This is a genomic window from Rhizobium acaciae (assembly GCF_025941625.1).
Classification (GTDB): domain Bacteria; phylum Pseudomonadota; class Alphaproteobacteria; order Rhizobiales; family Rhizobiaceae; genus Rhizobium; species Rhizobium acaciae.
Genome location: NZ_JAPCZO010000002.1, coordinates 1 through 24,926 on the forward strand (window position 1 = coordinate 1; position 24,926 = coordinate 24,926).

21 protein-coding genes are annotated in these 24,926 nt (G+C 61.9%); 9 read left to right on the forward strand and 12 right to left on the reverse strand.

Annotated features, from left to right (window positions below):
• Window positions 1–219 (forward strand): hypothetical protein (locus tag OLZ32_RS03810; RefSeq protein WP_264419608.1); only part of this gene is annotated, 219 nt, incomplete at its 5' end.
• Here OLZ32_RS03810 and OLZ32_RS03815 read toward each other — a convergent pair.
• Both OLZ32_RS03815 and OLZ32_RS03820 read right to left on the reverse strand, forming a co-directional pair.
• On the reverse strand, window positions 216–1,472 hold the full coding sequence (locus tag OLZ32_RS03815) for a cation:proton antiporter (RefSeq protein WP_264419610.1): 1,257 nt from the start codon (window positions 1,470–1,472) through the stop codon (window positions 216–218). The genes OLZ32_RS03810 and OLZ32_RS03815 overlap by 4 nt on opposite strands.
• A gap of 50 nt (window positions 1,473–1,522) precedes the next feature.
• Window positions 1,523–3,424 (reverse strand): potassium transporter Kup, encoded by a 1,902-nt coding sequence (locus OLZ32_RS03820; RefSeq protein WP_017992106.1) that lies wholly within the window; start codon window positions 3,422–3,424, stop codon window positions 1,523–1,525.
• A gap of 619 nt (window positions 3,425–4,043) precedes the next feature.
• Here OLZ32_RS03820 and OLZ32_RS03825 point away from each other — a divergent pair.
• The 7 genes from OLZ32_RS03825 to pepT all read left to right on the forward strand — a co-directional run bounded on the left by OLZ32_RS03825 (window position 4,044) and on the right by pepT (window position 11,540).
• Entirely contained in the window at window positions 4,044–4,766 is a 723-nt protein-coding gene (locus OLZ32_RS03825) for a FadR/GntR family transcriptional regulator (protein ID WP_264419614.1), read from the forward strand.
• The gene (locus OLZ32_RS03830) at window positions 4,763–5,935 is read left to right on the forward strand and encodes a PLP-dependent transferase (protein WP_264419616.1); all 1,173 of its coding nucleotides are present in this window, start codon (window positions 4,763–4,765) and stop codon (window positions 5,933–5,935) included. Before OLZ32_RS03825 ends, OLZ32_RS03830 begins: the two co-directional genes overlap by 4 nt.
• Window positions 5,936–5,970: 35 nt before the next feature.
• Complete coding sequence (locus OLZ32_RS03835; protein WP_003547731.1) at window positions 5,971–7,230, forward strand: ABC transporter substrate-binding protein; 1,260 nt, start codon at window positions 5,971–5,973, stop codon at window positions 7,228–7,230.
• Window positions 7,231–7,325: 95 nt separating this feature from the next.
• Window positions 7,326–8,261 carry a carbohydrate ABC transporter permease gene (locus OLZ32_RS03840; RefSeq protein WP_011655107.1) on the forward strand — a complete coding sequence of 312 codons (936 nt, stop codon included), beginning with the start codon at window positions 7,326–7,328 and terminating at the stop codon, window positions 8,259–8,261.
• Between the two features lie 4 nt (window positions 8,262–8,265).
• A complete protein-coding gene (locus OLZ32_RS03845) occupies window positions 8,266–9,096 on the forward strand; it encodes a carbohydrate ABC transporter permease (protein ID WP_264419619.1) in 831 nt (276 codons plus the stop codon).
• A 4-nt stretch (window positions 9,097–9,100) separates the two neighbouring features.
• Window positions 9,101–10,159, forward strand: coding sequence for an ABC transporter ATP-binding protein (locus tag OLZ32_RS03850; RefSeq protein ID WP_264419621.1), 1,059 nt, complete (start codon window positions 9,101–9,103; stop codon window positions 10,157–10,159).
• 148 nt (window positions 10,160–10,307) lie between these two features.
• Window positions 10,308–11,540, forward strand: a complete 1,233-nt coding sequence (pepT, locus tag OLZ32_RS03855) for a peptidase T (RefSeq protein WP_264419624.1) — start codon at window positions 10,308–10,310, stop codon at window positions 11,538–11,540.
• Window positions 11,541–11,638: 98 nt separating this feature from the next.
• Here pepT and OLZ32_RS03860 read toward each other — a convergent pair whose 3' ends face one another.
• From OLZ32_RS03860 to OLZ32_RS03880, 5 genes are all read right to left on the reverse strand, one after another.
• The gene (locus OLZ32_RS03860) at window positions 11,639–12,472 is read right to left on the reverse strand and encodes a cell wall hydrolase (RefSeq protein WP_017992100.1); all 834 of its coding nucleotides are present in this window, start codon (window positions 12,470–12,472) and stop codon (window positions 11,639–11,641) included.
• Between the two features lie 263 nt (window positions 12,473–12,735).
• Window positions 12,736–13,776 carry a sulfate/molybdate ABC transporter ATP-binding protein gene (locus tag OLZ32_RS03865; RefSeq protein ID WP_011655113.1) on the reverse strand — a complete coding sequence of 347 codons (1,041 nt, stop codon included), beginning with the start codon at window positions 13,774–13,776 and terminating at the stop codon, window positions 12,736–12,738.
• A 10-nt stretch (window positions 13,777–13,786) separates the two neighbouring features.
• Window positions 13,787–14,659 carry a sulfate ABC transporter permease subunit CysW gene (gene cysW, locus OLZ32_RS03870; RefSeq protein WP_017992098.1) on the reverse strand — a complete coding sequence of 291 codons (873 nt, stop codon included), beginning with the start codon at window positions 14,657–14,659 and terminating at the stop codon, window positions 13,787–13,789.
• Window positions 14,649–15,506: a sulfate ABC transporter permease subunit CysT gene (gene cysT / locus OLZ32_RS03875; protein WP_264419626.1), complete on the reverse strand. Its 858-nt coding sequence runs from the start codon at window positions 15,504–15,506 to the stop codon at window positions 14,649–14,651. The genes cysW and cysT overlap by 11 nt, the downstream gene beginning before the upstream one ends.
• 8 nt (window positions 15,507–15,514) lie before the next feature.
• Window positions 15,515–16,540, reverse strand: coding sequence for a sulfate ABC transporter substrate-binding protein (locus OLZ32_RS03880; protein ID WP_264419629.1), 1,026 nt, complete (start codon window positions 16,538–16,540; stop codon window positions 15,515–15,517).
• A 362-nt stretch (window positions 16,541–16,902) separates the two neighbouring features.
• Between OLZ32_RS03880 and OLZ32_RS03885 the strand changes: the two genes are divergently transcribed.
• The gene (locus OLZ32_RS03885) at window positions 16,903–17,919 is read left to right on the forward strand and encodes a porin (protein WP_221955889.1); all 1,017 of its coding nucleotides are present in this window, start codon (window positions 16,903–16,905) and stop codon (window positions 17,917–17,919) included.
• 114 nt (window positions 17,920–18,033) lie between these two features.
• Here OLZ32_RS03885 and OLZ32_RS03890 read toward each other — a convergent pair whose 3' ends face one another.
• The 5 genes from OLZ32_RS03890 to kdpB all read right to left on the reverse strand — a co-directional run bounded on the left by OLZ32_RS03890 (window position 18,034) and on the right by kdpB (window position 24,730).
• Complete coding sequence (locus OLZ32_RS03890) at window positions 18,034–18,489, reverse strand: PTS sugar transporter subunit IIA (RefSeq protein ID WP_264419634.1); 456 nt, start codon at window positions 18,487–18,489, stop codon at window positions 18,034–18,036.
• A gap of 56 nt (window positions 18,490–18,545) precedes the next feature.
• Entirely contained in the window at window positions 18,546–19,238 is a 693-nt protein-coding gene (locus tag OLZ32_RS03895) for a response regulator transcription factor (RefSeq protein ID WP_003547754.1), read from the reverse strand.
• Window positions 19,235–21,943 carry a sensor histidine kinase gene (locus tag OLZ32_RS03900; protein ID WP_264419636.1) on the reverse strand — a complete coding sequence of 903 codons (2,709 nt, stop codon included), beginning with the start codon at window positions 21,941–21,943 and terminating at the stop codon, window positions 19,235–19,237. The genes OLZ32_RS03895 and OLZ32_RS03900 overlap by 4 nt, the downstream gene beginning before the upstream one ends.
• Before the next feature lie 81 nt (window positions 21,944–22,024).
• Window positions 22,025–22,594, reverse strand: a complete 570-nt coding sequence (kdpC, locus tag OLZ32_RS03905) for a potassium-transporting ATPase subunit KdpC (protein WP_264419639.1) — start codon at window positions 22,592–22,594, stop codon at window positions 22,025–22,027.
• 75 nt (window positions 22,595–22,669) lie between these two features.
• Window positions 22,670–24,730 carry a potassium-transporting ATPase subunit KdpB gene (gene kdpB, locus OLZ32_RS03910; protein WP_264419641.1) on the reverse strand — a complete coding sequence of 687 codons (2,061 nt, stop codon included), beginning with the start codon at window positions 24,728–24,730 and terminating at the stop codon, window positions 22,670–22,672.
• Window positions 24,731–24,926 lie beyond the last annotated feature (196 nt).

Genomic DNA, 24,926 nt, shown 5'->3' on the forward strand with positions numbered 1-24,926 from the left:
GCCCGGATCATCGCAGCCGTTGTTGCCAATGTGACTGGGCGACTCGATGGCGGTCTTTGTGAGCAGCCATCTCACAAGGAGCCGAACCAGCCCATCGCCCCTGCGCCCACTATCGCGATTTGCGCCGCCGCTAGGAGGGCCAGGACTATGATTACGAAGGGAATCCACTTCCTGCTGATATTCATTTCCGCGTCCACTCAAGCTACTGTTATTCTTTAAAGTGAAGGGCCGGACGGCCGCAAAGATCGCGTGGCGACTTTCCCCAGCGTCAGCCCCTGGACCACGATCGTGAAGATCACGACGGCATAAGTGGCGGCAAGCAGAGGCGCCTTGAAGGGCGTTTCTGGAAGGGACAGCGCCAAGGCGATCGATATGCCGCCCCTGAGACCTCCCCATACGAGGATGATCACGGTTCCGCGGACGAAGTCGTATTGTCTGCGCAGAAGGGTCACGGGGATGATGGTCGACGCGAAGCGGGCCGCGAGCGCCACCGGTATGGCGGCGAGGGCGAGCGGCAGGATCGACGCCTCGTAGCGAAGAACAAGTACCTCAAGTCCGATAAGGAGGAAGAGCACCGAGTTCAGGATCTGGTCGACCAACGTCCAGAAGCCGAAGAGATATCGCTGCGTCACGTCGCTGAGCGCGTCCTTCGGTCCGCGGTTGCCAACGAGGATTCCGGCGACCACGACGGCGATCGGACCGCTCATAAGCAGTGCGGAGGCGAGGGAATAGCAACCCATCGCCAGCGCGATGGAAATCAACACCTCGACGGGATAGTCGTCGATCGCCCTCATCGCCCGGTATGCGGCATAACCAGATACCAGGCCAATCACTGCCCCTCCCAGTACCTCGACCACGAAGAGCTCCGCGACCTTCGCCGCGCCGACGTCTGCGCCCCCGCTCGCCATTGCGAGCAGGGCGGTGAACACGACGACGCCGACGCCGTCATTGAATAGCGACTCGCCCGCCATGTCCGTCTCGAGCGCTTGCGGGACCTTGATGGCCTTGAGCGTCGAGAGAACCGCCACCGGATCCGTCGGGCTGATCAATGCGCCGAACACCAGCGCCCACAGGAATGGCAGCTCTAGGCCAAGGAGGGAGGCCAGGGCCCACATCGCGACGCCTACGATCACCGTGGAAAGCAGCACGCCCATGGTGGCCATCGCACCAACAACCGCGACTCGAGACCGAAGAGCGGAAAAGTCGACGTGGAGCGAGCCAGCAAACAGCAGGAAGGCGAGAAGCCCGTTCATGACGGTCGTTTGAAAGTCGACCTGTCGCACAAGAGCTGCGACGTCCGCGTAGATGGAGACATTTGGAACGGAAAGCTCTAGCAGGACCAGCAACGCCGACGCCGCAAGTCCCATCACAAGGATCCCGATCGAGGGGGGAAACCTCAAAAAGCGATGGTTGACCCAGGAGAACCCGGCAGTGAGAACCAGAAGCAGCGAGATGAGATCGAAGACGGACAAGATCGGCGTTCCTCGCAATGTGACGGAAGATCGGCGCTCATCGGCAGCCGCTAGATGGTTGTCTGCAGGCCGAGTTCGACCACTCGCCCCGACGGCAGCCCGAAATAGTCTGTCGCATTGCTGGCATTCTCCGCGAGCGAGATGAACAGCCGGTCCTGCCAGAACGGCAGGCCGCCCTTCTTCGACGGGAGGATCGTTCGGCGGGAAAGGAAGAACGAGGTCGACATGATGTCGAACTTCAGACCAAGCTTGCGGGCGAGAACGAGCGCACGAGGGATGTTTGGCGTCTCCATGTAGCCGAACGTGATCACCAGGCGACTGAAGTGGCGATTGAAGCTTTCGAGAAAAATTTTCTCGTCGTCCGGGACGAAAGGCGTGGTCGAGGTCACGACGCTGAGAATGACGTTCTGCTCATGGAGCACCTTGTAGTGCTTCAGGCTATGGAGAAGTGCGGTCGGCGCGCCTTCGATGTCGCTTGTCAGGAACATCGCAGTCCCAGGCACCGTGGGCGGCTTCTTCCTTGCCAGGTTGTCGATGATCGCCGAAAGTGGGATTTCGTCGGCCTTGGTGCGGGCGGCAAGCAGCCGACGTCCCGCCGTCCATGTCTGCATGATGAGCGCCATCGTTGTCGCCACAGCAACGGGAACCCATCCGCCTTCTGCGAACTTCGCGATGTTGGCGGCTAGAAACCCGGCGTCGATCAGCGTAATCGGCACGATGACTGCAAGAGCCGCCGCCAGCTTCCAGCTCCAGATACGGCGCATCACGATGAACAGGAGGATCGAAGTGATGAACATTTCGCCTGTCACGGCGATGCCATAGGCGGCGGAAAGGCCGCTCGAGTTTTGGAAGAAGAGTACCAGAGCAGCGACGAAGATGAACAGCAGGTTGTTCACCTGCGGCATGAAGATCTGTCCGGATTGTGTTTCGGAGGTGTGGAGGATTCGCAGGCGCGGAAGCAGGTTGAGGTGCATCGCCTGACGGACGAGGGAATAGGCGCCGGAGATCACGGCCTGGCTGGCGATGACCGTTGCCGCGGTGGCGAGACAGACCATAGGAATCCGCGCCCACTCCGGATGCATGCTGAAAAAGGGATGCTCAGCCATCTCCGGGTTCGCGAGCACGAACGCTCCCTGTCCGAAGTAATTCAGAAGCAGACTAGGGAAGACGAGCGAAAACCACGCCGTGACGATCGGGCGGCGTCCGAAATGTCCAAGGTCGACATACAGAGCCTCGGCGCCGGTCACGGCAAGAAAGACGGCCCCGAGCACCGCGATGGCCGAGCCGATGTTGTTTGCGATATATTGGAGTGCGTGTACCGGATTGACTGCGGCCAACACCGACGGATCGTCAAAGATGTGGATCGCCCCGCTGACGCCAAGAACGATAAACCACAGAGCCGTTACGGGACCGAACACCGACGCCACGCCGCTCGTGCCGAATCGCTGGACGAAAAACAGCACGGCAATGATCGTCAGCGTTATAGGCACGACCCAGTTGGACAACGCCGGTGCGACCACCTCGATGCCCTCGACCGCAGACAGGACTGAGATCGCCGGCGTGATGATCGCATCGCCGAGGAACAGCGAAGCGCCGATCACGCCCAGGACAAGCACCCACTTGGGGCGCCCCGTCAGACCTTCGCGGGCGAGAGTCATGAGCGACAGTGTGCCGCCTTCGCCCCGGTTGTCCGCCTTCAGCACGAACGTCACATACTTCAACGTGACGACGATCGTGAGTGCCCAGACGATCAGTGACAAAATTCCAAGCACGTTGGCACGATCCGCTCCCGATCCACCGGTGGCGTGGAGGGCTTCCCTAAAGGCATAGAGGGGGCTTGTTCCGATGTCGCCATAGACGACTCCCAGAGCAGCGAGAACGAGCGATGGCAGTCCTTGCCGGGTCTGGTGTTCCAGTTCCGGATCTGCTGATCGCAGCTTGCTATCGGTCAAATGGCATGTCCTGTTGGGTGGAGCGCTGGAAATTGCCACCGGCTAAGCGTCATTGCAACTCGAACGAACGTGAAAAGGCATAGTTTCCGTCTCACGAACATCGCTGTGGAAGGCCATGGCTTTTCTAGAAACCCGTTGCTTTTCAAGCTGACGGGGCGACACTGCATTTGGCTGGCAGTGCGCGAAATTTCTTTCGACGAGAAGTATTTGGCTGTCCCGCGCGTGCACAATCATTACAGCGTGTGCACAATCGCATGTGGCGAAACGCTGATCGCGAGAATGCGGGATCGAGGCGAGGAGGATCGGTATCTCGCGGTGATCACCGGGAGGCTCTTCGCATCCTCACCCGTTTTTTTGGACCACGGCGGCGGCCGCGCTAAACGCCGCCTTGTCGCTGGCCGACATCGCGAGGGTGAGGTTGCTGCCGTCGGCACGGGGTAGCGTCAAGTCCTCGCCCGGTTAAGACCAACTTTGGGGCCTTTTCGGGGGTGCAAAAGGACATTGTGGAGGAGCGGGGCCACTGCGAACAAACACCCCTTGACGTCTTTCTCTCTTTGAGAAATGCTAAGATGTCAGACCAATTTCAGAGGTCGGCTGCCTGATAAGAAAATGGGGAACCATGAAGGCAAATAGCAGCGACAGGCCGGTGATCCGGCCGCTTCCGGTCATGGACCGCGCGCGTCAGGTGACCGATGCGTTGGCGGATTATGTCGAGGAAGCCAGGTTGAAGGCGGGCGATCGGCTGCCGGCCGAGCGCGAACTGATGGCAGCCCTTGGCGTCGGCCGCTCGACCATTCGTGAGGCGATCCGCCATTTCCAGGCGCTCGGCGTCATCGAGACGCGCAAGGGCAGCGGCACCTATCTGCTGAAGCCGGTTTCCAGGGCGACGATCCACATGCCGCTGTCGCTCGACACGGTTCATCTGCGCGACGTGCTGCTGCAGACGCTGGAGGTTCGTCGCGGCATCGAATGCGAGGCGGGCATGGTCGCGGCACGGCGGCGCACGAGCACGGATCTCGTCGTCATCGAGGAAAAGCTGGATGCGATGGAACGTGTGCACCTGGAGAAAGGCACCTCCGGGCCGGAGGATCTGGCCTTCCATCTCGCCGTCTACGACGCCACCCACAATCCGCTGTTTCGCCAGCTTCTCGAGCAGATGCGCGAGACCTTCGAGCGCTTCTGGGAACATCCGTTCGACCGGCAGGATTTCGCGCGCCGGTCCTTTCCCTTTCACCGCACCCTTTTCGACGCGATCGCTGCCGGGGATCCCGAGGCGGCGCGCGCCGAAACATTGAAAATTCTCGATATCGTCGAGGAAGACATCAAGGAAATGTCCAAATGAGCAACGGCGCAGAACCGTTCGATCTTGCTTCCCTCATCACCGCGCATGACGAAGGCAACTTCGCCGACGCAGTCGTGCCGCCGATTTTCCAGACCTCGCTTTTCACCTTTTCCGATTACGACGACATGATCGCCTCCTATCGCGGCGAGAAGGTGCGGCCGATCTATACGCGCGGGCTGAACCCGACGGTCCGTGCCTTCGAGGAAATGCTCGCCAAGCTCGAAGGTGCCGAGGATGCGTTGGGCTTTGCCAGCGGCATGGCGGCGATCTCGTCGGCGGTCTTAAGCTTCGTCGAGCCGGGCGACCGCATCGTCGCCGTCAAGCATGTCTATCCCGATGCCTTTCGCCTGTTCGGTACGATCCTGAAGCGGATGAAGATCGAGGTGACCTATGTCGACGGGCGCGACGAGGAAGCGGTCGCCCAGGCGCTGCCCGGCGCCAAGCTCTTGTACTTGGAAAGCCCGACGAGCTGGGTGATGGAGGCGCATGACGTCGGCGCGCTCGCAGCGCTTGCCAGACAACACGGCGTCATCTCGATGATCGACAACAGCTGGGCAAGCCCGTTCTTCCAGCGGCCGCTGACGCTCGGCGTCGATCTCGTCATCCATTCGGCCTCGAAATATATCGGCGGCCACAGCGATGTGGTGGCAGGCGTCATCGCCGGCTCGAGGGCGATGATTGCGCGCGTCAAGGCTGAGGCCTATCCCTATCTCGGCGGCAAGCTTTCGCCGTTCGACGCCTGGCTCCTGATCCGCGGGTTGCGCACGCTGCCGCTGCGCATGCAGGCTCATGAGGCATCCGCTCTCGAAATCGCCAGGCGCCTGCAGAAGCTCGACGTGGTGGAGACAGTCTGCCATCCGGGGCTCGCCAACCGCCTGCCCGCCGGCCTCAACGGCACCTCGGGCCTGTTTTCGTTCATATTCCGCGAAGGCGTCGATATCCGCGCCTTCGCCGATCACCTCAAGCTCTTCAAACTGGGCGTAAGCTGGGGTGGACATGAAAGCCTGATCGTACCGGGCGAGGTGGTGCTTCAGCAGAAGGCACAGCCGAATTCCGCACATGCCTTCGGCATCCATGCGCGATCCGTACGTCTCCATGTCGGCCTCGAAGGCACCGAGGCTCTGTGGAGAGACATCGAGGAGGCGCTCGCCGCCGCTTCACAATCCTGAAACCCGAGAGAAACCTAACAAGGGGGAACTGAGCCATGAAAAAACTAATAATCTCGACGCTCTTTGCTTCGATGATGGCGGGCACGGCCTTTGCCGATACCACGCTCAAGCTTGTCGAAGTCATCACCAGCCCGGAGCGCACCGAAACGCTGAAATCGATCGTCGGCAAATTCGAAGCCGCCAATCCCGGCACCAAGGTCGACATCATCTCGCTGCCCTGGAACGAAGCGTTCCAGAAGTTCGCGACCATGGTGTCGGCCGGCGACGTGCCCGATGTGATGGAGATGCCCGATACCTGGCTGTCGCTCTATGCCAATAACGGCATGCTCGAGAGCCTGGAGCCCTACCTCGAAAAGTGGGAGCACACCAAAGAGCTGACGCCGCGCGCGCTCGAACTCGGCCGCGACGTCAAGAACACCGCCTATATGCTGCCCTACGGCTTCTATCTCAGGGCAATGTTCTACAACAAGAAGCTGCTTGCCGAAGCCGGCGTCGCCGCGCCGCCGAAGACGATGGAAGAATTCACCGCCGCTTCGGAGAAGGTTTCCAAACTGTCCGGCAAATACGGCTACTGCATGCGCGGCGGAGCGGGCGGCCTCAATGGCTGGATGATCTTCGCCGCCTCGATGGCCGGCTCGAACAAGTACTTCAACGACGACGGCACCTCGACGATGAACAGCCCCGGTTGGGCCAAGGGCATCGAATGGATGGTCGATCTCTACAAGAAGGGCTATGCGCCGAAGGACAGCGTCAACTGGGGCTTCAACGAAGTCGTCGCCGGCTTCTATTCCGGCACCTGCGCTTTCCTCGACCAGGATCCGGACGCTCTGATCGCCATCGCCGAGCGCATGAAGAAGGAGGATTTCGGCGTCATGCCGTTGCCGAAGGGTCCCGACGGCAAGTCCTTCCCGACGATCGGCTATGGCGGATGGTCGATGTTCACGACCAGCGGCAACAAGGACCTCTCCTGGAAGCTGATCGCCACCCTCGAAGGGCCGGAAGGCAATATCGAGTGGAACAAGCGCATCGGCGCCTTGCCGGCCTATACGGCGGCCGAGAAGGATCCCTTCTATGCCGGTGACCAGTTCAAGGGCTGGTTCGAGGAACTGGCGGACCCGAACACGGTACCAACAGTCATGCCGACCTACCTCGAGGAATTCGCCTTCTTCAAGGATTCGCTGGCGATCAAGACCTCGCAGCAGGCATTGCTCGGCGATATCTCGGCGAAGGATCTGGCCGACCAGTGGGCCGAATACCTCACCAAGGCGCAGCAGAAGTTCCTCGCCAAGAAATAGCGACGGATCGACGGCGGCGGCCTCAACACAGGCCGCCGCCGCTTTTTTGATGACACAGACGGCGCATGAACGCCGCGAACGGGAACTCTTGGCTGATGACTATTTCCGCCGATACGCTCGACATGCGTCGCGACCGCAGGCCATGGCTGCGTCGCGTTGCCGATGCTTCGGAGCCCTATCTCTACAGCGCGCCGTCGCTGATCCTGATCATTGCGGTGATGCTGGTGCCGCTGACGGTCGGGATTTCCTACGCCTTCCGCGATATCCAGCTGCTCAATCCGTTTTCCGGCGGCTTCATCGGGCTCGATCACTTCCGCGAGCTTGCCGGCGACGCCGCCTTCTACGGGGCGCTGAGAAACACGCTGTGGTGGACGGGCGCTTCCGTCGTCCTGCAGTTCGTTTTCGGGCTGATCCTGGCGCTGCTGCTCGACAAGCCGTTCAAGGGCAGGGCAATCGCGCAGGCGCTGGTCTTCCTGCCCTGGGCCGTGCCGTCTTTCCTCGCGGGCCTCAACTGGGCCTGGCTGTTCAATCCCGTCATCGGGCCAATCCCGCACTGGCTCTTCGCCCTCGGGCTGATGCATGAGCCGGGCAATATCCTTTCCGATCCCAATTATGCGATGTGGGGGCCGATCGTCGCCAATGTCTGGTGGGGCATTCCGTTCTTCGCCATCACCCTGCTCGCGGCGCTGCAGGCGATCCCGCGCGATCTCTATGAGGCGGCGTCGATCGACGGCGCGGGCTGGTTCCAGCGTTTCCGCTCGATCACCCTGCCGTTCCTGGCGCCAACGATCGCCATCACCGTGCTGCTGCGCACCGTGTGGATCTCCAACTTCGCCGATCTTATCGTCGTCATGACCAATGGCGGACCGGCGGACCGGACGCAGATCGTCGCCAGCTATATCTTCACGACGGCCTTCCGGCGGCTCGACTTCGGTTATGCCTCGGCGATCGCACTGGTGCTGCTCGTGCTGCTGCTTGCCTATTCGATGCTGATCATCCTGCTCCGGCAGACGCTGCTGAACAAGGATTGAGATCATGAGACGATCCGTCATTCCCACCGTCGCACACCGCCTGGCGATCCTTTGCTATATCGCCTTAGCGCTCTTTCCACTGTTCTGGCTGCTCAAGGTCTCGGTGACGCCGAACGACCTGCTCTATAGCGAGGGCGTGCGCATGTGGCCGTCGCACACGACATGGGATCACTATGCCTTCGTGCTGCGGCACAGCGCCTTTCCGACCTTCTTCAAGAACAGCCTGATCGTCTCGGCCTCGACGGCCATCACCGTGACAATCTGCGCCTCGCTGTCCGGCTACGCGCTGTCGCGCTTCAATTTCCGGGCAAAATACTGGATCGTCGCCCTGATGCTGCTGACCCAGATGTTCCCGCTGGTGATGCTGGTGGCGCCGATCTTCAAGATCCTGTCGCCGCTGCATCTGACCAACAGCCTGACCGGGCTCGTCATCGTCTACACCGCCTTCAACGTGCCTTTCGCCACCTTCCTGATGCAGTCCTTCTTCGACGGCATCCCGAGGGATCTCGAAGAGGCGGCGAAGATCGATGGGGCGACTCAGTTCACGGCGTTTCGCCAGATCATCCTGCCGCTGACGCTGCCGGGGATCGCCGCCACGCTTGGCTTCGTCTTTACCGCCGCCTGGAGCGAGCTGCTCTTCGCGCTGATGCTGATCAACGGCAATGACGCGGCGACCTTCCCGGTCGGCCTTCTCACTTTCGTTTCGAAATTCTCGGTGGATTTCGGGCAGATGATGGCGGCGGGCGTCATGGCGCTCATTCCGGCCGGCCTCTTCTTCCTGCTCATCCAGCGCTATCTCGTCCAGGGCCTGACGGCCGGCGCGGTCAAGGGTTAAACAAATGGCATCGATCGATATCCAGAATATCCGCAAAGCCTATGGCCATGTGCAGGTGCTGCACGGCGTCAACCTGGAAATCCAGGACGGCGAATTCGTCGTGCTCGTCGGTCCGTCCGGCTGCGGCAAGTCCACGCTGCTCAGGATGATCGCCGGGCTGGAGGAGGTCACATCAGGCGAGATCCGCATCGCCGGCAATAGGGTCAATGAGCTACATCCCAAGGATCGCGACATCGCCATGGTGTTCCAGTCCTATGCGCTCTATCCGCATATGAATGTCGCCGGCAATATGAGCTACAGCCTCAGGCTGCGGAAGGTGGCGAAGGAGAAAATCACCAGCGCGGTGGCCGCCGCCGCCGCCAAGCTTGGCCTCGATCCGCTGCTCGAACGCAGGCCGAAGGCGCTTTCCGGCGGCCAGCGCCAGCGCGTCGCCATGGGCCGCGCCATCGTGCGCCAGCCGAAGGCCTTCCTGTTCGACGAACCGCTGTCCAACCTCGATGCGCGCCTGCGCGAACAGATGCGCGCCGAAATCAAGAAACTGCATGGTGACCTGAAGGCGACCTCGATCTACGTGACCCACGACCAGATCGAGGCAATGACGCTGGCGGACCGGATCGTCGCCATGCATGGCGGGGTGGTCCAGCAGGTCGGCAGTCCCCTGGAACTCTACGACCGCCCCGCCAATCTCTTCGTTGCCGGCTTCATCGGCTCGCCGGGGATGAATTTCCTCGAGGCCAGCTACGATGCCGGCGGCGTGAAGCTGAAGGACGGCACGATCGTGCCGCTTGCAAAGCCTCTGCCGCTTGTCGACGGCGCAAAGGTGACGCTCGGCATCCGGCCGGAGCATGTGCTGATGAGCGACGGCGGGGCGGGGCTTGCCGCGGATGTGGAACTCGTCGAACCGACAGGCTTCGGCATCATCCTGCACCTTGCCCTGCATGGCCTGCCATTCAAGATCTTCACGCTGAATCGCGACGCGCTGAAGGCCGGTCCGAAGGTCAATGTCGCCTTCCCGGCCCAGTATCTGCATGTGTTCGACGCCGAGGGAAAACGCGTCGACTGAGAGGGTTGAGGTGGGTTGCTCGCTGCCGCTGTGGTGGCTGAGAGACGGATCGAATGGTGGAACCCTCACGCGCTGCGAGCGGAAAAATCTTTTGCCGCATCGCCCATGAGGGCTATATCGTCCGTGTGATTATGCTGGATTGGATGCCATGACCGACACTGTTCTCGACCGCTTTCTCCGTTATGTCGTTATCGACACGCAATCCGACCCTGCCTCGTCGACGCAGCCGACCACCGGCAAGCAGAAGGATCTCGGCTGGGTTCTGGTCGATGAACTGCTGAAGATCGGTCTGGCGGACGCGCATCTCGATGAACACGGCTATGTCTACGCGACCATTCCGGCCAATAGCGACAAGGCGGTGCCGGTCATCTGTTTCTGCTCGCACATGGATACGGCGCCCGATTTCAGTGGCACCGATGTCAAGCCGCAGATCATCAGGAATTTTGCCGGCGGGGATATCAAGCTTGCCGGCGACACGGGCCGGGTGATCCGGGTCAGCGATCATCCTGAACTGCAGAACCAGATCGGCAACGATATCGTCACGACCGATGGAACGACATTGCTCGGCGCCGACGACAAGGCTGGACTGGCCGAAATCATGACCGCGGCTGCGATGCTCGTCGGCAATCCTGATATCAGGCACGGGACGATCAAGATCCTGTTCACGCCCGACGAGGAAGTCGGGCGCGGCGTCAACAAGGTCGACCTGAAGAAACTCGGTGCCGACTTCGCCTATACGATGGACGGCGAGACGGCCGGCCATATCGAGGATGAGACCTTCTCGGCCGACGGCGTCGAGATCAGCATATCAGGTGTGGCAATCCATCCCGGTTTCGCCAAGGACCGCATGGAAAACGCCATCAAGATCGCCGGCGCCATCATCGACCGGCTGCCGAGGGATCTTGCCCCCGAGACCACGGAAGGCCAGCAGGGCTTCATCCACCCGACCGGCGTGACCGGCTCGATGGAGAAGGCGTCGCTGAGCCTCATCATCCGTGACTTCACCGACAAGGGGCTGACGGAAAAGGAAACGATGCTCGAAGCCATCGTCAAGGACGTGATGGCTGCCTATCCCGGCTCGACCTATCGTTTTGAGGTGAAGGAGCAGTATCGCAACATGAAGGTGGTGCTCGATCGTCATCCGGAGATCGTCGAGAACGCCATCGAGGCGGTGCGCCGAGCCGGCATGACGCCGGTGCGCGGCAGCATCCGCGGCGGCACGGATGGCTCGCGCCTTTCCTTCATGGGACTGCCGTGCCCGAACATCTTCGCCGGCGGTCATGCCTTCCACTCGCCGCTCGAATGGGTGAGCTGCCAGGATATGGAAAAGGCCGTCAAAACGATCGTGGAACTGGCGAAGATCTGGGAAGAGCGCGCCTAAAGCAATTCCAGCAAAAGTGCGCAGCGGTTTTGCGTCCCGGAATTGCGCAGAAACAAAAACGCGCTTCCATCTAACTCTTAAACCGGAAGGGCGGTTGATTAACCGCCGTTCGCCGGAAGGCTTTCACGCAGCATCACGCTGTCATAGGCGGGCCGGGGGGTCGGGATCGCGATGGGCATTCCCGGTTCGGGCTCGACCGATGTTACCGGCAATGTTTCCGGCGCGGTCACCGGCGCCGTTATCCGCATCTGCCCCGTGCTCGCCGTCGCCATGGGGTCCGGAGCCGGCAGAGGAACGGGAACCGCCGAGGGGATCAGGGCTTCGAATTGCGGCGGCAGCATGCTTTCGCCGGGCACATAGTTCATCGCCACCTCGTAGGAGGGCAGCGGCGGCGGCGTTTGAAGCATGCCGTTGGAGTCGCGTTTCTCATAGAAGGCGTTGCCGCCGGCGACCGTCACATAGTGCATGTTGTCGTAGGGGAACTTCAGTCCATTGGTGTGGAAGAACATCGCATCCTTCACCGCAGGATGGCGGGCGCCCTTGATAAGGATCGCATCGGCCGCGCTCGCAAGCTCGGTTTCCGCCTGCGGCTTGACTTCGCGCGTCATCACGCCGGGCGCGAACTGCCTTTTCTGGGCCACGACCCCGCAGATGGAAGGGGGATAGGCGCCGGAGGTGAGCCTGTTCATAACGACGGTCCCGACAGCCATGTAGCCGTCCTCGTCCGAATGCTGCGATTCGAAATACATCGCGCGCTGCAGGCAGTCGCGATCCTTGGCCGTATAATTGAACGTGACTTTTGCCGGTTGACCCTGCTTCGTCTTGGTGTTCGCCGCCGTTGCCGCCGGTTTCGATGTCGTGCAGCTTGCAGCTGCCAGTCCTACGAACAAAATCCCGATCAGGGATTTTCCAAAGGAAATCTCCGCCCTCAACGCCAGGTGCCTCCTATGGGATTAGTCCAGCCCTTTGTAATTAAGTGAAAACGTTTTACTCGTCATATGACTGAAATACAAACAACCTTAGATCACAAAAAGCCCAAGGGACTCTCGCCAAATGCGATTCCGGCGGTGACCTCCTGCATATTCCTTAAATCGGAATTGATTCAAGGATAAAATCATGCAGCAATTCAAAGTGTTACAGCTCCTTTGCTGCTGTCGAAAAGACGCGCGGCGCAGTCGATCGCCGCCCATCTCCATCAACTGCGGAACAGTTTCCAGCGGGTCGGCTTGAACGCCACCCGGTTGCGGTCGAGCCTGTCGGCCTCGCTCGGCGGCAATTCGATCTCGATATGCGGGCGATCGGCGCCGATATCCAATTCGATATGGCGGGTACCAGCCACGCGGCGGCTGGAAACCGGCTGGCCGGCGATACAGTTTTCAGCTGATTCGCAGAGCCTGACGTCATGCGGGCGGAAATAGAGCTGCGCCGTGCCATCCGGCTCGCCTTCGGCATTGAGGCCGAGCGAGCGGCCTTCGAAGCGAATGTCGCCGTCTGATATTTCGACCTCAAGGCAGTTCGACTGGCCGATGAAGCCGAAGACGAAGGGCGAATTCGGATTGTCGTAGACCTGGTCCGGCGTGCCCACCTGTTCGATCGCGCCCTGACTCATGACGACGACGCGGTCGGCAAGTTCCAGCGCCTCATCCTGGTCGTGGGTGACGAAGACGGTGGTATGGCCGGTGCGGTCGTGGATATCGCGCAGCCACTTGCGCAGGTCCTTGCGTACCTGGGCGTCGAGCGCGCCGAAGGGTTCGTCGAGCAGTAGCACGTTCGGCTCGACGGCCATGGCGCGGGCGAGCGCCACACGCTGGCGCTGGCCGCCGGAAAGCTGGGCCGGGTAGCGCTTTTCCAGACCGGAAAGCTGGACGAGGTCGAGCAGTTCCAACGCCCGCCTGCGGATATCGGCCTTCGGCGGCCGCCGCGCACTGTTTCTCACCTTCAGGCCGAAGGAGACGTTTTCGAGCACCGTCATGTAGCGGAAGAGAGCATAGTGCTGGAAGACGAAGCCGATATTGCGCTGCTGCACCGATTTCTTCGAGGCATCCTCGTCGCCGAAGAAGATCAGCCCCTCCGTCGGGCTTTCGAGGCCGGCAATCAGCCGCAGCAATGTCGTCTTTCCGGAGCCCGAGGGGCCGAGCAGGGCGATCAGCTCGCCGGAGCGGATGTCGAGCGAGACATCGTGCAGCGCCGGAAAACGCTCGAATTCCTTGCGTATATTTTGAACGCGTACTTCCATTCCAAATCCTTCAGTGCCGCCGGCTGGCGGCGATTTCAGCGCTGTAGCGCATTTCCAGCAGCGTCTTCAAAACAAGAGTTACGAGCGCGAGCAAGGCCAAAAGCGTGGCGACCGCAAAAGCGCCGGTGAAATTATACTCGTTGTAGAGAATTTCCACCTGCAGCGGCATGGTGTTCGTCTGGCCGCGGATGTGGCCTGACACCACCGAGACCGCACCGAATTCGCCCATGGCGCGGGCATTGCAGAGCAGGACCCCGTAAAGCAGGCCCCATTTGATATTCGGCAACGTCACGTGCCAGAAGGTCTGCCAGCCGCTGGCGCCGAGCGAAAGGGCTGCCTCCTCGTCGGCCGTTCCCTGTTCCTGCATCAGCGGGATCAGCTCGCGGGCGACGAAGGGGAAGGTGACGAACATGGTGGCGAGGATCAATCCCGGCACCGCAAACAGGATCTTGATGTCATGCGCGCTGAACCATTGGCCGAGCCAGGTACTGGAACCGAACAGCAGAACGAAAACCAGGCCCGATATGACGGGTGAGACCGAGAAGGGCAGGTCGATCAGCGTCGTCAGGAAGGCCTTGCCCTTGAACTCGAACTTGGCGATCGCCCAGGCGGCGGCGACCCCGAAGACGAGGTTGAGCGGCACGCTGACGCCGGCAACGATCAGTGTCAGGCGGATCGCCGAGAAGGTCTCGGTGTCTGCGAGCGCCTGGAAGAACGGGCCGGCCCCCTTGCGGAAGGCTTCCACGAAGACGGCCGCGAGCGGCAGAAGCAGGATCAGCAGCAGGAAGACGAGCGAGAGGATGATCAGGGCGAAGCGCGCGATCCTGTTTTCGGTGGTCACCGAACGCAGCTTTGCCGGTTGAGCGGTCGCATCAAGCGCCATAGCCGTACCTCCGCCTGCTCCAGCTCTGGATGAGATTGATGACGAGCAGCATGGCGAACGAGATGATCAGCATGATCGCCGCAATGCCGGTCGCCGCGGCGTAATTATACTCTTCGAGCTTGATGATGATCAGCAGCGGCGCGATCTCCGATTTGAACGGCAGATTGCCGGCGATGAAGATGACCGAGCCGTATTCGCCGACGCCGCGGGCAAAGGCGAGCGCAAAGCCGGTGAGCACGGCGGGCGCCAGCCCCGGCAGCAACACGCGGAAAATCGTCTGGAAGCGATTGGCGCCGAGCGTTGCCGCAGCTTCCTCCACTTCCTTGTCGATCTCCTCCATGACCGGCTGCACGGTGCGCACCACGAAGGGCAGGCCGACGAAGATCAGCGCCACGACGATGCCGGCCGGCGTGAAAGCGATCTTGATGCCGAGCGGCGTCAGGAACTGGCCGATCCAGCCGTTCGGCGCGTAGAGCGTCGTCAGTGCGATGCCGGCAACGGCGGTCGGCAGCGCGAAGGGCAGGTCGACCATGGCATCGATGATGCGCTTGCCGGGGAAACGGTAACGCACCAGCACCCAGGCGAGGATGATGCCGAAGACGACATTGACGATCGCGGCGATCAAGGCGCTGCCGAAGCTGATGCGCAGCGCGTTCAGCGTGCGTGGATCGAGCGCGATCGACCAGAATTTCTCCCAGCCGAGCGCGCTCGACCGGACGGCAAGGCCCGAGAGCGGGATGAGGATCAGAAGGGTGAGCCAGGTCAAGGTAAGGCCGAGCGCCATTCCGAAACCCGGAATGACGCTCGGCCGTTTGAACCGCCACCGCGTGGGGCTATGTGCTTTCATGAAATCTATTATTGGGCCGGCTTGTAGATTTGGTCAAATACGCCGCCGTCGCCGAAGAATTTCGGCTGTGCGTCTTTCCAGCCGCCGAAGTCGTCGATGGTCGCGAGCGTCAGCTTCGGGAAGCGGGCGATGTCAGCCGGATCGGCGGCTTCCGGCTTGGTCGGCCGATAGTAGTGCTTGGCAGCAATCTTCTGGCCTTCGTCCGAATAGAGGTAGTTGAGATAGGCTTCGGCGACCTTGCGCGTGCCCTTCTTGTCGACATTGCCGTCGACGATGGCGACCGGCGGGTCGGCGCGGATGGAGAAGGCCGGGGTGACGATCTCGAACTGGTCGGGACCGAGTTCTTCGAGCGAAAGATAGGCTTCGTTTTCCCAGGCGAGCAGCACGTCGCCGAGGCCGCGCTGGACGAAGGTGGTCGTGGCGCCGCGAGCGCCGGTGTCGAGGACCGGGACGTGCTGCAGCAGTTTTGCAACGTAGTCCTGCGCCTTGGCTTCGTCGCCGCCATTGGCCTGCTTGGCCCATGCCCAGGCGGCAAGGAAGTTCCAGCGGGCGCCACCAGATGTCTTCGGGTTCGGGGTGATCACCTGCACGTCGTCCTTGACCAGGTCGCCCCAATCCTTGATGCCCTTCGGGTTGCCTTTGCGGACGAGGAAGACGATCGTCGACGTATAGGGCGTCGAATTGTTGGGGAACTTGGTCTTCCAGTCGGCCGGGATCTTGCCGGTCGCCTTGGCGATGGCGTCGATATCGCCTTCCAGGGCAAGTGTCACGACATCGGCGTCGAGGCCGTCGATGACGGAGCGGGCTTGGGCGCCGGAACCGCCATGCGAAGCCTGGATCGTCACGGTTTCACCGCTGTCCTTTTGCCACTTGGCGGCAAAGGCGGCATTGAAATCCTTATACAATTCGCGGGTCGGATCGTAGGAAACGTTAAGAATCGTCTGATCTGCGAATGCCGGAGCAATGCTTCCGATCGCGAAGCTGCCTGCCATGACCGCCGCCGCGAGGAGCCGGGTGAGCCGTTGTGTCTGCATGGGGAACCCTCCTGTTTTCTCTCTTAACTCTATCAACTCAGTCGTATAATGAAACAAAGGTTCTTCCGGTTCCGGCATGGCTGTTAGAATGCCATTCCATTTGAGGGGCAATTTGGAAATGGAAGTGCCGAAGTTGGCCGCGGCCAATCGGTCGCCGGCGCTGCCCGCCGCAGGGCCGTGTTTTTTTGGCCACAGTTCCTCCACGAAAACGACATGGTGACGCAGATTTTTGCCAAGATTTTCCCGCGATGACACTTGCGGATTCCTATATGGCCTCCGTTGCGGCCGTATTCGCTGACCGTAACGCGGGGGCAACCCTTGAAGTGCGCCTCGCATTCCAAACCTGTTAAGGGCCATTCAAAATGAATATCAGAACTATCCTTTTTGCCTCCGTTGCCGCCCTTGCCGCGGCCTCCGGAGCCCGCGCAGCCGACGCCATCGTGGCAGCGGAACCCGAGCCCGTGGAATATGTTCGCGTTTGCGACGCCTACGGTACCGGCTATTTTTATATTCCGGGGACGGAAACATGCCTTTCGATCGGCGGTTACATCCGTACCGAAGTGCGCTTCGGTGAGCAGATCTCCGGCGATTCCGACGTAGATTTCTGGACTCGTGGTCAGGTCACCTTCCAGACCAAGAACGACACCGAGTACGGTACGCTCACCGGCGTCATCACCCTGCGTTACAATGTCGACAACGCCTCAGATCAGGAAGCTTTGCTCGACGAAGGCTATCTCGACATTGCCGGTTTCCGCGCCGGTAAACTGTACAGCTGGTGGGATGACGACATGAGCGGCGAGACCGATACGCTCGCCAGCAACGAGACGACCCACAACTCGATCCGTTATCAGTACGAGAATGGTGCTTTCGCGGCCGGCATTTCGGTCGACGAACTCGAAGAAGACTACGCCACCAAGCCGGGCGAAGGCCCGAACAACTTTGGTGTCGCAGGCCAGGTCTCCTACAAGGCCGGCGCCATCAGCGCTTACCTGCTTGCCGGTTATGACACCGATACCAGCGAAGTCGCTGTCCGCGGTATCGTCTATGCCGACATCGGCCCGGGCACGCTCGGCATTGCCGGCGTATGGGCAAGCGGCGCCAACTACTACTACGAAGAGTCCGAATGGACGATCGCAGCAGAATATGCCTTGAAGGTCAACGACAAGTGGTCGGTCACCCCGGGCTTCCAGTACTTCGAGAACATCGCTCTCGAGGCTGACGGCAACGGCTTCACCGGCGGCAGCGCCTACACGACCGGTGTCACCATCGACTACCAGATCGTCGAAGACCTGCGTTCGAAGCTCAGCGTGCAATATCACGATGAGGACGAAGGTGACGACGAAGTGTTCGGCTTCCTGCGCTTCCAGCGCGATTTCTAAGATAGTCTGATTGCAGACGAGCGGGCGCGGCCTTCGGGCCGCGCCTTTTTTACGATGCCGAAAAGTGTGAGCGGTTTTCGGGCGACATCATGCTCTCGCTATTGAATTTGGACGTCACACACGTGAATCGGCGATGAAATCGGAATAGAATTCGTCGACCGTTCTTGCCTTGCGCATGGCGGCAAGCACGCCGTCCGATTGCAGCCGCCTGGCGATGGCGGAAAGCACGTTCAGATATTCGCCGCGATTGTTCTCTCCGAAGAGCAGCACGAAGGCGATGTCGGTCGGGATATCGTCGATCGCCTCGAAATCCAGCGGCTGGGCAAAGCGGATGAGCAGGCCGCGCGGGCTGGTCATGCCGTCGATCGCCGCATGCGGGATGGCAATGCCGTTGCCGATTCCCGTCGAGCCGAGCTTCTCACGCCCTTCGAGCGCCTTCAGGATGGTCTGGCCGTCGACGGAGAAAGCCTTGGCGGCCTTTTCGGCTACGGTCTGCAGCGCGCGCCATTTGGTCGGCGCCGACACGCCGATAAAAGTGTGTTCCGGCCGGATGATGTTGGGAAGGTTCATGTCATTCTCGATGCTGTTCGGGCTCGATACTGTTCGGGCAGCGGGAGGGAAGTAGGTCAGTCCGGTTCCCTGAGCCGGTAGCCGACGCCGGTCTCCGTGGTGATATAGTGCGGCTGGTCCGGAATCTGCTCGACCTTTTGCCGCAGCTGCCGGACATAGACGCGCAGATACTGCACGTCAGCCGCCGGCCCCCATATCTGCTTTAGAAGAAACTGGTGTGTCAGCACCTTGCCGGCATGCTGGGCGAGCACGCGCAGGATGTCGTATTCCTTCGGCGACAATTTTATTTCGTTACCGTCCACCTTGACGATGCGCTTGACGAGATCGATCGACAGCCCGCCGGTCTGGAAGATCGCCTTTTCGCCCTGCTGCTGCAGGCGGTGGCGTAGCGCCACGCGGATGCGGGCGCCGAGTTCGTTGATGCCGAAGGGCTTGGTGACGTAATCGTCGGCGCCGCTTTCCAGTGCCCTGACGATGCCGGCCTCGTCGGTGCGGCTGGACAGAATGACGACGGGCATGGAAAGCCCTTCGTCGCGCCACTCCTGCAGCAGGTCGTGGCCTGATTTGTCGGGCAGGCCGAGGTCGAGCACGATGAGGTCGGGCATGTCATCGGCGACCGACTGACGGGCGGCGCGGGCATTCGCCGCCTCCTGCACCTCGTAGCCCTGCGCGGTCAGGCCGACGCGAAGCAGCTTGCGGATCGGAGGTTCGTCGTCGACGACGAGGATTTTGACGGCTGAACCGGTCATTTGAGTTCATCCAGTTTCGGAATGTCGTTGGGTTTCGGCAGGCGGATGGTGAAGACGGCGCCCGGGCGGCCGGTCCGGTTGCCTGCGGTGATCGTGCCGCCCATCGCCTCGATGAAGCCGCGGCAGATGGAAAGGCCAAGCCCGGTGCCGGCGCGCACCTGATCGCCCTTGCGTACGCGGTAGAAGGTGTCGAAGACGCGGCTGAGATCGGCCGGCGGAATGCCCGGGCCTTCGTCCGAGACCTGCAAGACGACGTTGTCGGCATCGGCCCAGCCCTCGATATGGATCACCGATCCCTCGGGTGCGTATTTCGCAGCATTGTCGAGCAGGTTGAAGATCACCTGCTCGAACAGGACGGGATCGACGCGCACCATCGGCAGGTCGGCGGGAATGCTCATCTCGGTCTTGTGGCGATCGAGGATCTTCGTGGCCCGGCGTAGCGCGCTGCCGACGATATCGCCGGCATAATGCAGCGCGTGGTTCGGTTCCATCGCGCCGGATTCTATCTTGGTCATGTCGAGCAGGTTGGCGATGAAGCGGTTGAGGCGTTCGGATTCGTCGACGACGGTCGACAGCAGGTCGCTGCGATCCTCCTCCGGCATCGAGGCGAAATAATCGCGCAGTGTGCCGGCGGCGCCGAGGATGGCGGCAAGCGGTGTCTTCAGATCGTGCGAGATCGAAGTCAGCAGGGCCGAGCGCAACCGGTCGGCCTCGGCCGCAAGCCTTGCCCGGTCGACATCGGCGACGAGCTGAACGCGCTCGATGGCAAGGGCTGCCTGGTCGGCCAGCGCATCGAGCAGGCGCTGCTGCTCGGGCGTCAGCAGCGGTCCGTCGCGGCGGTCGCTGTCGAGGCCGATGACGCCAACGGCGGCGCGCCCCGTCCGGAGCGGCACGTAAAGGCGTTTGGCGCCGGGCAGGGTGTCGGCGCCACGGCCGGCGGCATGATTGTGCTCCCAGGCCCAGCGGGCGGCGGCGATATCGGCATCGTCGAGCGTATCATCGGGCGGATAACCGGCCTTGACGGCGATGGTGCCTTCCTCCGGCAGCAGCAGCACGACGCGGACCTTCAGCATCGAGGCAAGCTGGAAGGCGGTTGCCCAGAGCACGTCGTCAAGCGTGCCGGTGCCGGCGAGCTTTTTCGAGAAGAGATAAAGGTCTTCGGTCGTGCGCGCCCGCTGGCGGGCGGCGGCGGCCTGGCGCTGCACGGTCGCGGTCAGGTTGCTGGCGATGATCGCGACGCCCAGGAAGAAGAAGAGCGCAAGCACGCTTTCCGGATCGCTGATCGTCAGCGTGTAGCGCGGCGGCAGGAAGAAGAAGTTGAAGGACAGCGCGCTGAGGATGCAGCTATAAAGGGCCGGCCGCAGGCCGTGGAGAACGGCGGAGGTCAACACCGCCATCAGGAAGACGAGGGCAAGGTTGCGCACGTCGAGCACCTGGTCGAGCACGACGCTGACGCCGAGCGCGATTGCGACATAAAAGGTCGCCAGCAGGTAGGCCCTGAAATCCAGTGGCGGCGCGGTGACGGCGGCCTTGACGCCGCGTGTGGTGGTGCCGTCCTTCTCGTTGCCCGATATGACGTGGACGCTGATCTCGCCGGCCCTACGGATCAGCTCGTCGGTGATCGAGCGGCTCCACCAGTCCCGCCATGTCGGCTTCTTCGGGGCGCCGATGACGATATGGGTGACGTTGTTGGCGGTGGCGTGGCGGACAAGCTCTTCGGCGACTTCGCGGCCGGGAAGGGTGATCGCTTCGCCGCCGAGTTGCTCGGCAAGACGCAGCGTGGCGGCGACCGTATCGCGCTCGGCTTCGGTCAGATTGATCGAACGGTTGGTCTCGATATAGACGGCAGCCCAGGGCGCGCGCAGGCGTGAGGCCATGCGGGCGGCATAACGCACCAGCGAGGCAGAGCGCGGATGGTGGTCGACCGAGACGAGAACGCGCTCGCCCGCCGCCCAGGGGCCGGATATGGCATGGGCCTGCATATGGGTGAGCAGCTGGTCGTCGACGCGCTGGGCGGTCTTGCGCAGCGCAAGTTCCCTCAGCGCCGTCAGGTTGCCGGGGGTGAAGTAGTTGGTGAGCGCCCGCTCGGCGGTGCGCGCCATATAGACCTTGCCGTCATGCAGGCGCTTGATGAGATCATCCGGCGTCAGGTCGATGATCTCGACGTCGTCGGCAAGGTCGATGATCGAGTCCGGCACCGTCTCGCGCACGCGGATGCGGGTGATCTGCGAGACGACGTCGTTGAGGCTTTCGACGTGCTGGATGTTCAGCGTCGTATAGACATCGATGCCGCGATCGAGCAATTCCTTGACGTCGAGATAGCGCTTCGGATGGCGGCTGCCCTCGGCATTGGTGTGGGCGAGTTCGTCGACCAGCACGAGATCCGGCCTGCGGGCGAGGATGCCGTCGAGATCCATTTCCTCGAGCGGCCGGCCCTTGTAGCTGATTTCGACGCGGGGGATGATCTCGAAGCCGGCGACGAGCGCCTCGGTCTCCTTGCGGCCGTGGGTTTCGACGACGCCGATGACGACATCGAGACCATCGGCGATCTTGGCGCGGCCGGAGACGAGCATCTCATAGGTCTTGCCGACACCGGGGGCGGCACCGAGGAAGATCTTCAGACGGCCGCGCGTTTCGGCCCGGGCTTTTTCGAGAAGCGCATCGGGCGATGGCCTGCCGGCCTGGTCGCGATTGTCGTCTGGCATGCGTGTGGTCTTTCTGCAAATGCCTGCCGGGACGGGCGCTACCGCGGATGGGAAGGAACGGGTGCGCCCAGCCTGGCAAGGTCACTGAGTCATAGAAGCATCAAGGGTCTGGTTCAACGCCAGAACATTGACCGTGGGTTCGCCGAGAATGCCGAGTTCGCGGGCTTGAACGGCGCCGTCGACCAGTGCCTTGACCTTGGCTTCATCCATGCTGCGTGCCTTGGCGACGCGCGGTACCTGGAAATAGGCGGCCTCCGGCGAGATATGGGGATCGAGGCCGCTGCCCGAAGCGGTGACGAGGTCGGCGGGCACTTCGGCCGTCGGGTTCGCCGCCTTGGCGGCCTCGTAGTCGCCCTTGACGCGGTCGATCAGTTTCTGGCTGGTCGGGCCGAGATTCGAGCCGCTGGAGGCAGCGGCATTGTAGCCGTCGCCGGCGGCCGAGGGGCGGCCGTGGAAATACTTGTCGCTGGTGAAGGCCTGGCCGATCAGCGTCGAGCCGATCACCTGGCCGTTCTTCTCGATCAGGCTGCCGTTTGCCTGGGCCGGGAAAAGGGCCTGTGCAGCACCCGTCATGGCGAGCGGATAGAGAAGGCCGGTGATGGCGGTAGTGGCGACGATCATGACGATTGCCGGACGAAGTTCTTTCAACATTGTCTTACTCCTTGGAGTGTTCTTTTGCGAAGAGCTCCGGTTCCGATCCTCTCGGAACCGGGATGGCTCCAGGCCTTAGGCGAGGCCGAGGGCTGCGACAGCCATGTCGATCGCCTTGATGCCGATGAAGGGGACGATGATGCCGCCGGCACCATAAATCAGCAGGTTGCGCGACAGCAGCGCGCCGGCGCCGATCGGACGGTAGCGGACACCCTTCAACGACAGCGGGATCAGCGCGATGATGATCAGCGCATTGAAGATGATCGCCGAGAGGATGGCGCTTTGCGGCGTCGACAATCCCATGATGTTGAGCACGCCGAGCTGCGGGTAGAAGGTCAGGAACATCGCCGGGATGATGGCGAAGTACTTGGCGATGTCGTTGGCGATCGAGAAGGTCGTCAGCGCGCCGCGCGTCATCAGGAGCTGCTTGCCGATCTCGACGATCTCGATGAGCTTCGTCGGGTCCGAGTCGAGATCGACCATGTTGCCGGCCTCGCGGGCGGCGACGGTGCCGGTGTTCATGGCGACGCCGACATCGGCCTGGGCAAGTGCAGGCGCGTCGTTGGTGCCGTCGCCGCACATGGCTACGAGCTTGCCCTTTGACTGTTCCTCGCGCATCAGCGCCAGCTTCATCTCCGGTGTTGCCTGGGCGAGGAAGTCGTCGACGCCGGCTTCGGCTGCGATGGCGGCTGCCGTCAGCGGGTTATCGCCTGTGATCATCACCGTGCGGATGCCCATGCGGCGAAGCTCGGTGAATCGCTCGCGGATGCCGCCCTTGACGATGTCCTTCAGCTGGATGACGCCGAGCAGCCTGCCGTCGCGGGCAACGGCCAGCGGCGTGCCGCCTGATTTGGCGACGTCGTCGGAGATCGATTGCAGTTCGCGTACGACTTCACTTCCGTTCTTCGAGGATGAGTCGCCGTTGACATAGGTCAGCACGGCATCGACCGCACCCTTGCGGATCGAGGCGCCTTCGAGATCGACGCCGCTCATGCGCGTCTGGGCGGTAAACGGCACGAAGGTCGCCTTGAGGCTTGCCATATCGCGGCCGCGGATCGCGTATTTCTCCTTGGCGAGCACGACGATGGAGCGGCCTTCCGGCGTTTCGTCGGCAAGCGAGGCGAGCTGGGCGGCATCGGCGAGATCCTGTTCGGAAACGCCGCGGACCGGACGGAAGGTCGTCGCCTGGCGATTGCCGAGCGTGATCGTGCCCGTCTTGTCGAGCAGCAGCGTGTCGACGTCGCCGGCGGCTTCGACCGCGCGGCCGGACATGGCGAGCACGTTGAAGCGGACGAGGCGGTCCATGCCGGCAATGCCGATCGCCGACAGCAGTGCGCCGATCGTCGTCGGGATCAGGGTGACGAAGAGGGCGACGAGCACGATGATCGGGATCGAGCCGCCGGCATAAATGGCAAAGCTCGGGATCGTCGCAGTGGCGAGCACGAAGATCAGCGTCATGCCGGCGAGCAGGATGTTGAGCGCGATCTCGTTCGGCGTCTTCTGGCGTTCGGCGCCTTCGACGAGCGCAATCATCCGGTCGATGAAGGTCGAGCCGGCAGCCGCGGTGATGCGCACGCGGATCCAGTCGGAAAGCACCTGCGTGCCGCCGGTGACGGCCGAGCGGTCGCCGCCGGATTCGCGGATGACAGGGGCGGATTCGCCTGTTATCGCCGCTTCGTTGACGGAGGCCACACCTTCGATGACTTCGCCGTCCGACGGGATGATGTCGCCTGCCTCGACGAGCACGAGATCGCCGACCTTGAGGCTGGTGCCCGGAACTATGCGGTAGCCGCTGCCATTGTTGGCGGTGAGCAGTTTGGCCTGGGTTTCGGTGCGCGCCTTGCGCAGCGAATCCGCCTGCGCCTTGCCGCGGCCTTCGGCGACGGCTTCGGCGAAATTGGCAAACAGCACGGTGAACCAGAGCCAGAGATTGATCTGGAACGAGAAGCCGAGATTGCCGTTGCCCGCCACCAGATCGCGCAGGAAGAGGACGGTGGTCAGCACCGAGACCGTGGCCACGACGAACATGACCGGATTTCTGGCGAGCGCGCGGGGGTTGAGCTTCTTGAAAGCGGCCCCCACGGCCGGAATGAGGATGCGAGAATCCATGACGCTCGCGGATTTTGCCTGGCTCATAAGAGACTCCAGCTTTGAAACGAGGATGGCGAACCGGAAGCCGGTCAGCCCTGTAGGATTTTGAAGATGGCGGCGATGACGAGGAGGCCTGCCATCATCACCAGGATGATGTCGGAGGCGCGGACCATCGGGCCATTTCCACGTCCCGGCCTACCAGGACGTGGATGGAGGGCTTTGCGGAGCCTATGACGGAGGA

What these genes read in the sequence shown, in the direction of transcription:
- OLZ32_RS03850 (WP_264419621.1), top strand. Translation starts at nt 9,101, where the DNA reads ATGGCATCGATCGATATCCAGAATATCCGCAAAGCCTATGGCCATGTG.
- OLZ32_RS03845 (WP_264419619.1), top strand. Translation starts at nt 8,266, where the DNA reads ATGAGACGATCCGTCATTCCCACCGTCGCACACCGCCTGGCGATCCTT.
- kdpC (WP_264419639.1), bottom strand. Translation starts at nt 22,594, where the DNA reads ATGTTGAAAGAACTTCGTCCGGCAATCGTCATGATCGTCGCCACTACC.
- OLZ32_RS03835 (WP_003547731.1), top strand. Translation starts at nt 5,971, where the DNA reads ATGAAAAAACTAATAATCTCGACGCTCTTTGCTTCGATGATGGCGGGC.
- OLZ32_RS03830 (WP_264419616.1), top strand. Translation starts at nt 4,763, where the DNA reads ATGAGCAACGGCGCAGAACCGTTCGATCTTGCTTCCCTCATCACCGCG.
- OLZ32_RS03895 (WP_003547754.1), bottom strand. Translation starts at nt 19,238, where the DNA reads ATGACCGGTTCAGCCGTCAAAATCCTCGTCGTCGACGACGAACCTCCG.
- OLZ32_RS03840 (WP_011655107.1), top strand. Translation starts at nt 7,326, where the DNA reads ATGACTATTTCCGCCGATACGCTCGACATGCGTCGCGACCGCAGGCCA.
- OLZ32_RS03880 (WP_264419629.1), bottom strand. Translation starts at nt 16,540, where the DNA reads ATGCAGACACAACGGCTCACCCGGCTCCTCGCGGCGGCGGTCATGGCA.
- OLZ32_RS03825 (WP_264419614.1), top strand. Translation starts at nt 4,044, where the DNA reads ATGAAGGCAAATAGCAGCGACAGGCCGGTGATCCGGCCGCTTCCGGTC.
- OLZ32_RS03890 (WP_264419634.1), bottom strand. Translation starts at nt 18,489, where the DNA reads ATGAACCTTCCCAACATCATCCGGCCGGAACACACTTTTATCGGCGTG.
- pepT (WP_264419624.1), top strand. Translation starts at nt 10,308, where the DNA reads ATGACCGACACTGTTCTCGACCGCTTTCTCCGTTATGTCGTTATCGAC.
- cysT (WP_264419626.1), bottom strand. Translation starts at nt 15,506, where the DNA reads ATGAAAGCACATAGCCCCACGCGGTGGCGGTTCAAACGGCCGAGCGTC.
- OLZ32_RS03865 (WP_011655113.1), bottom strand. Translation starts at nt 13,776, where the DNA reads ATGGAAGTACGCGTTCAAAATATACGCAAGGAATTCGAGCGTTTTCCG.
- OLZ32_RS03900 (WP_264419636.1), bottom strand. Translation starts at nt 21,943, where the DNA reads ATGCCAGACGACAATCGCGACCAGGCCGGCAGGCCATCGCCCGATGCG.
- OLZ32_RS03885 (WP_221955889.1), top strand. Translation starts at nt 16,903, where the DNA reads ATGAATATCAGAACTATCCTTTTTGCCTCCGTTGCCGCCCTTGCCGCG.
- cysW (WP_017992098.1), bottom strand. Translation starts at nt 14,659, where the DNA reads ATGGCGCTTGATGCGACCGCTCAACCGGCAAAGCTGCGTTCGGTGACC.
- kdpB (WP_264419641.1), bottom strand. Translation starts at nt 24,730, where the DNA reads ATGAGCCAGGCAAAATCCGCGAGCGTCATGGATTCTCGCATCCTCATT.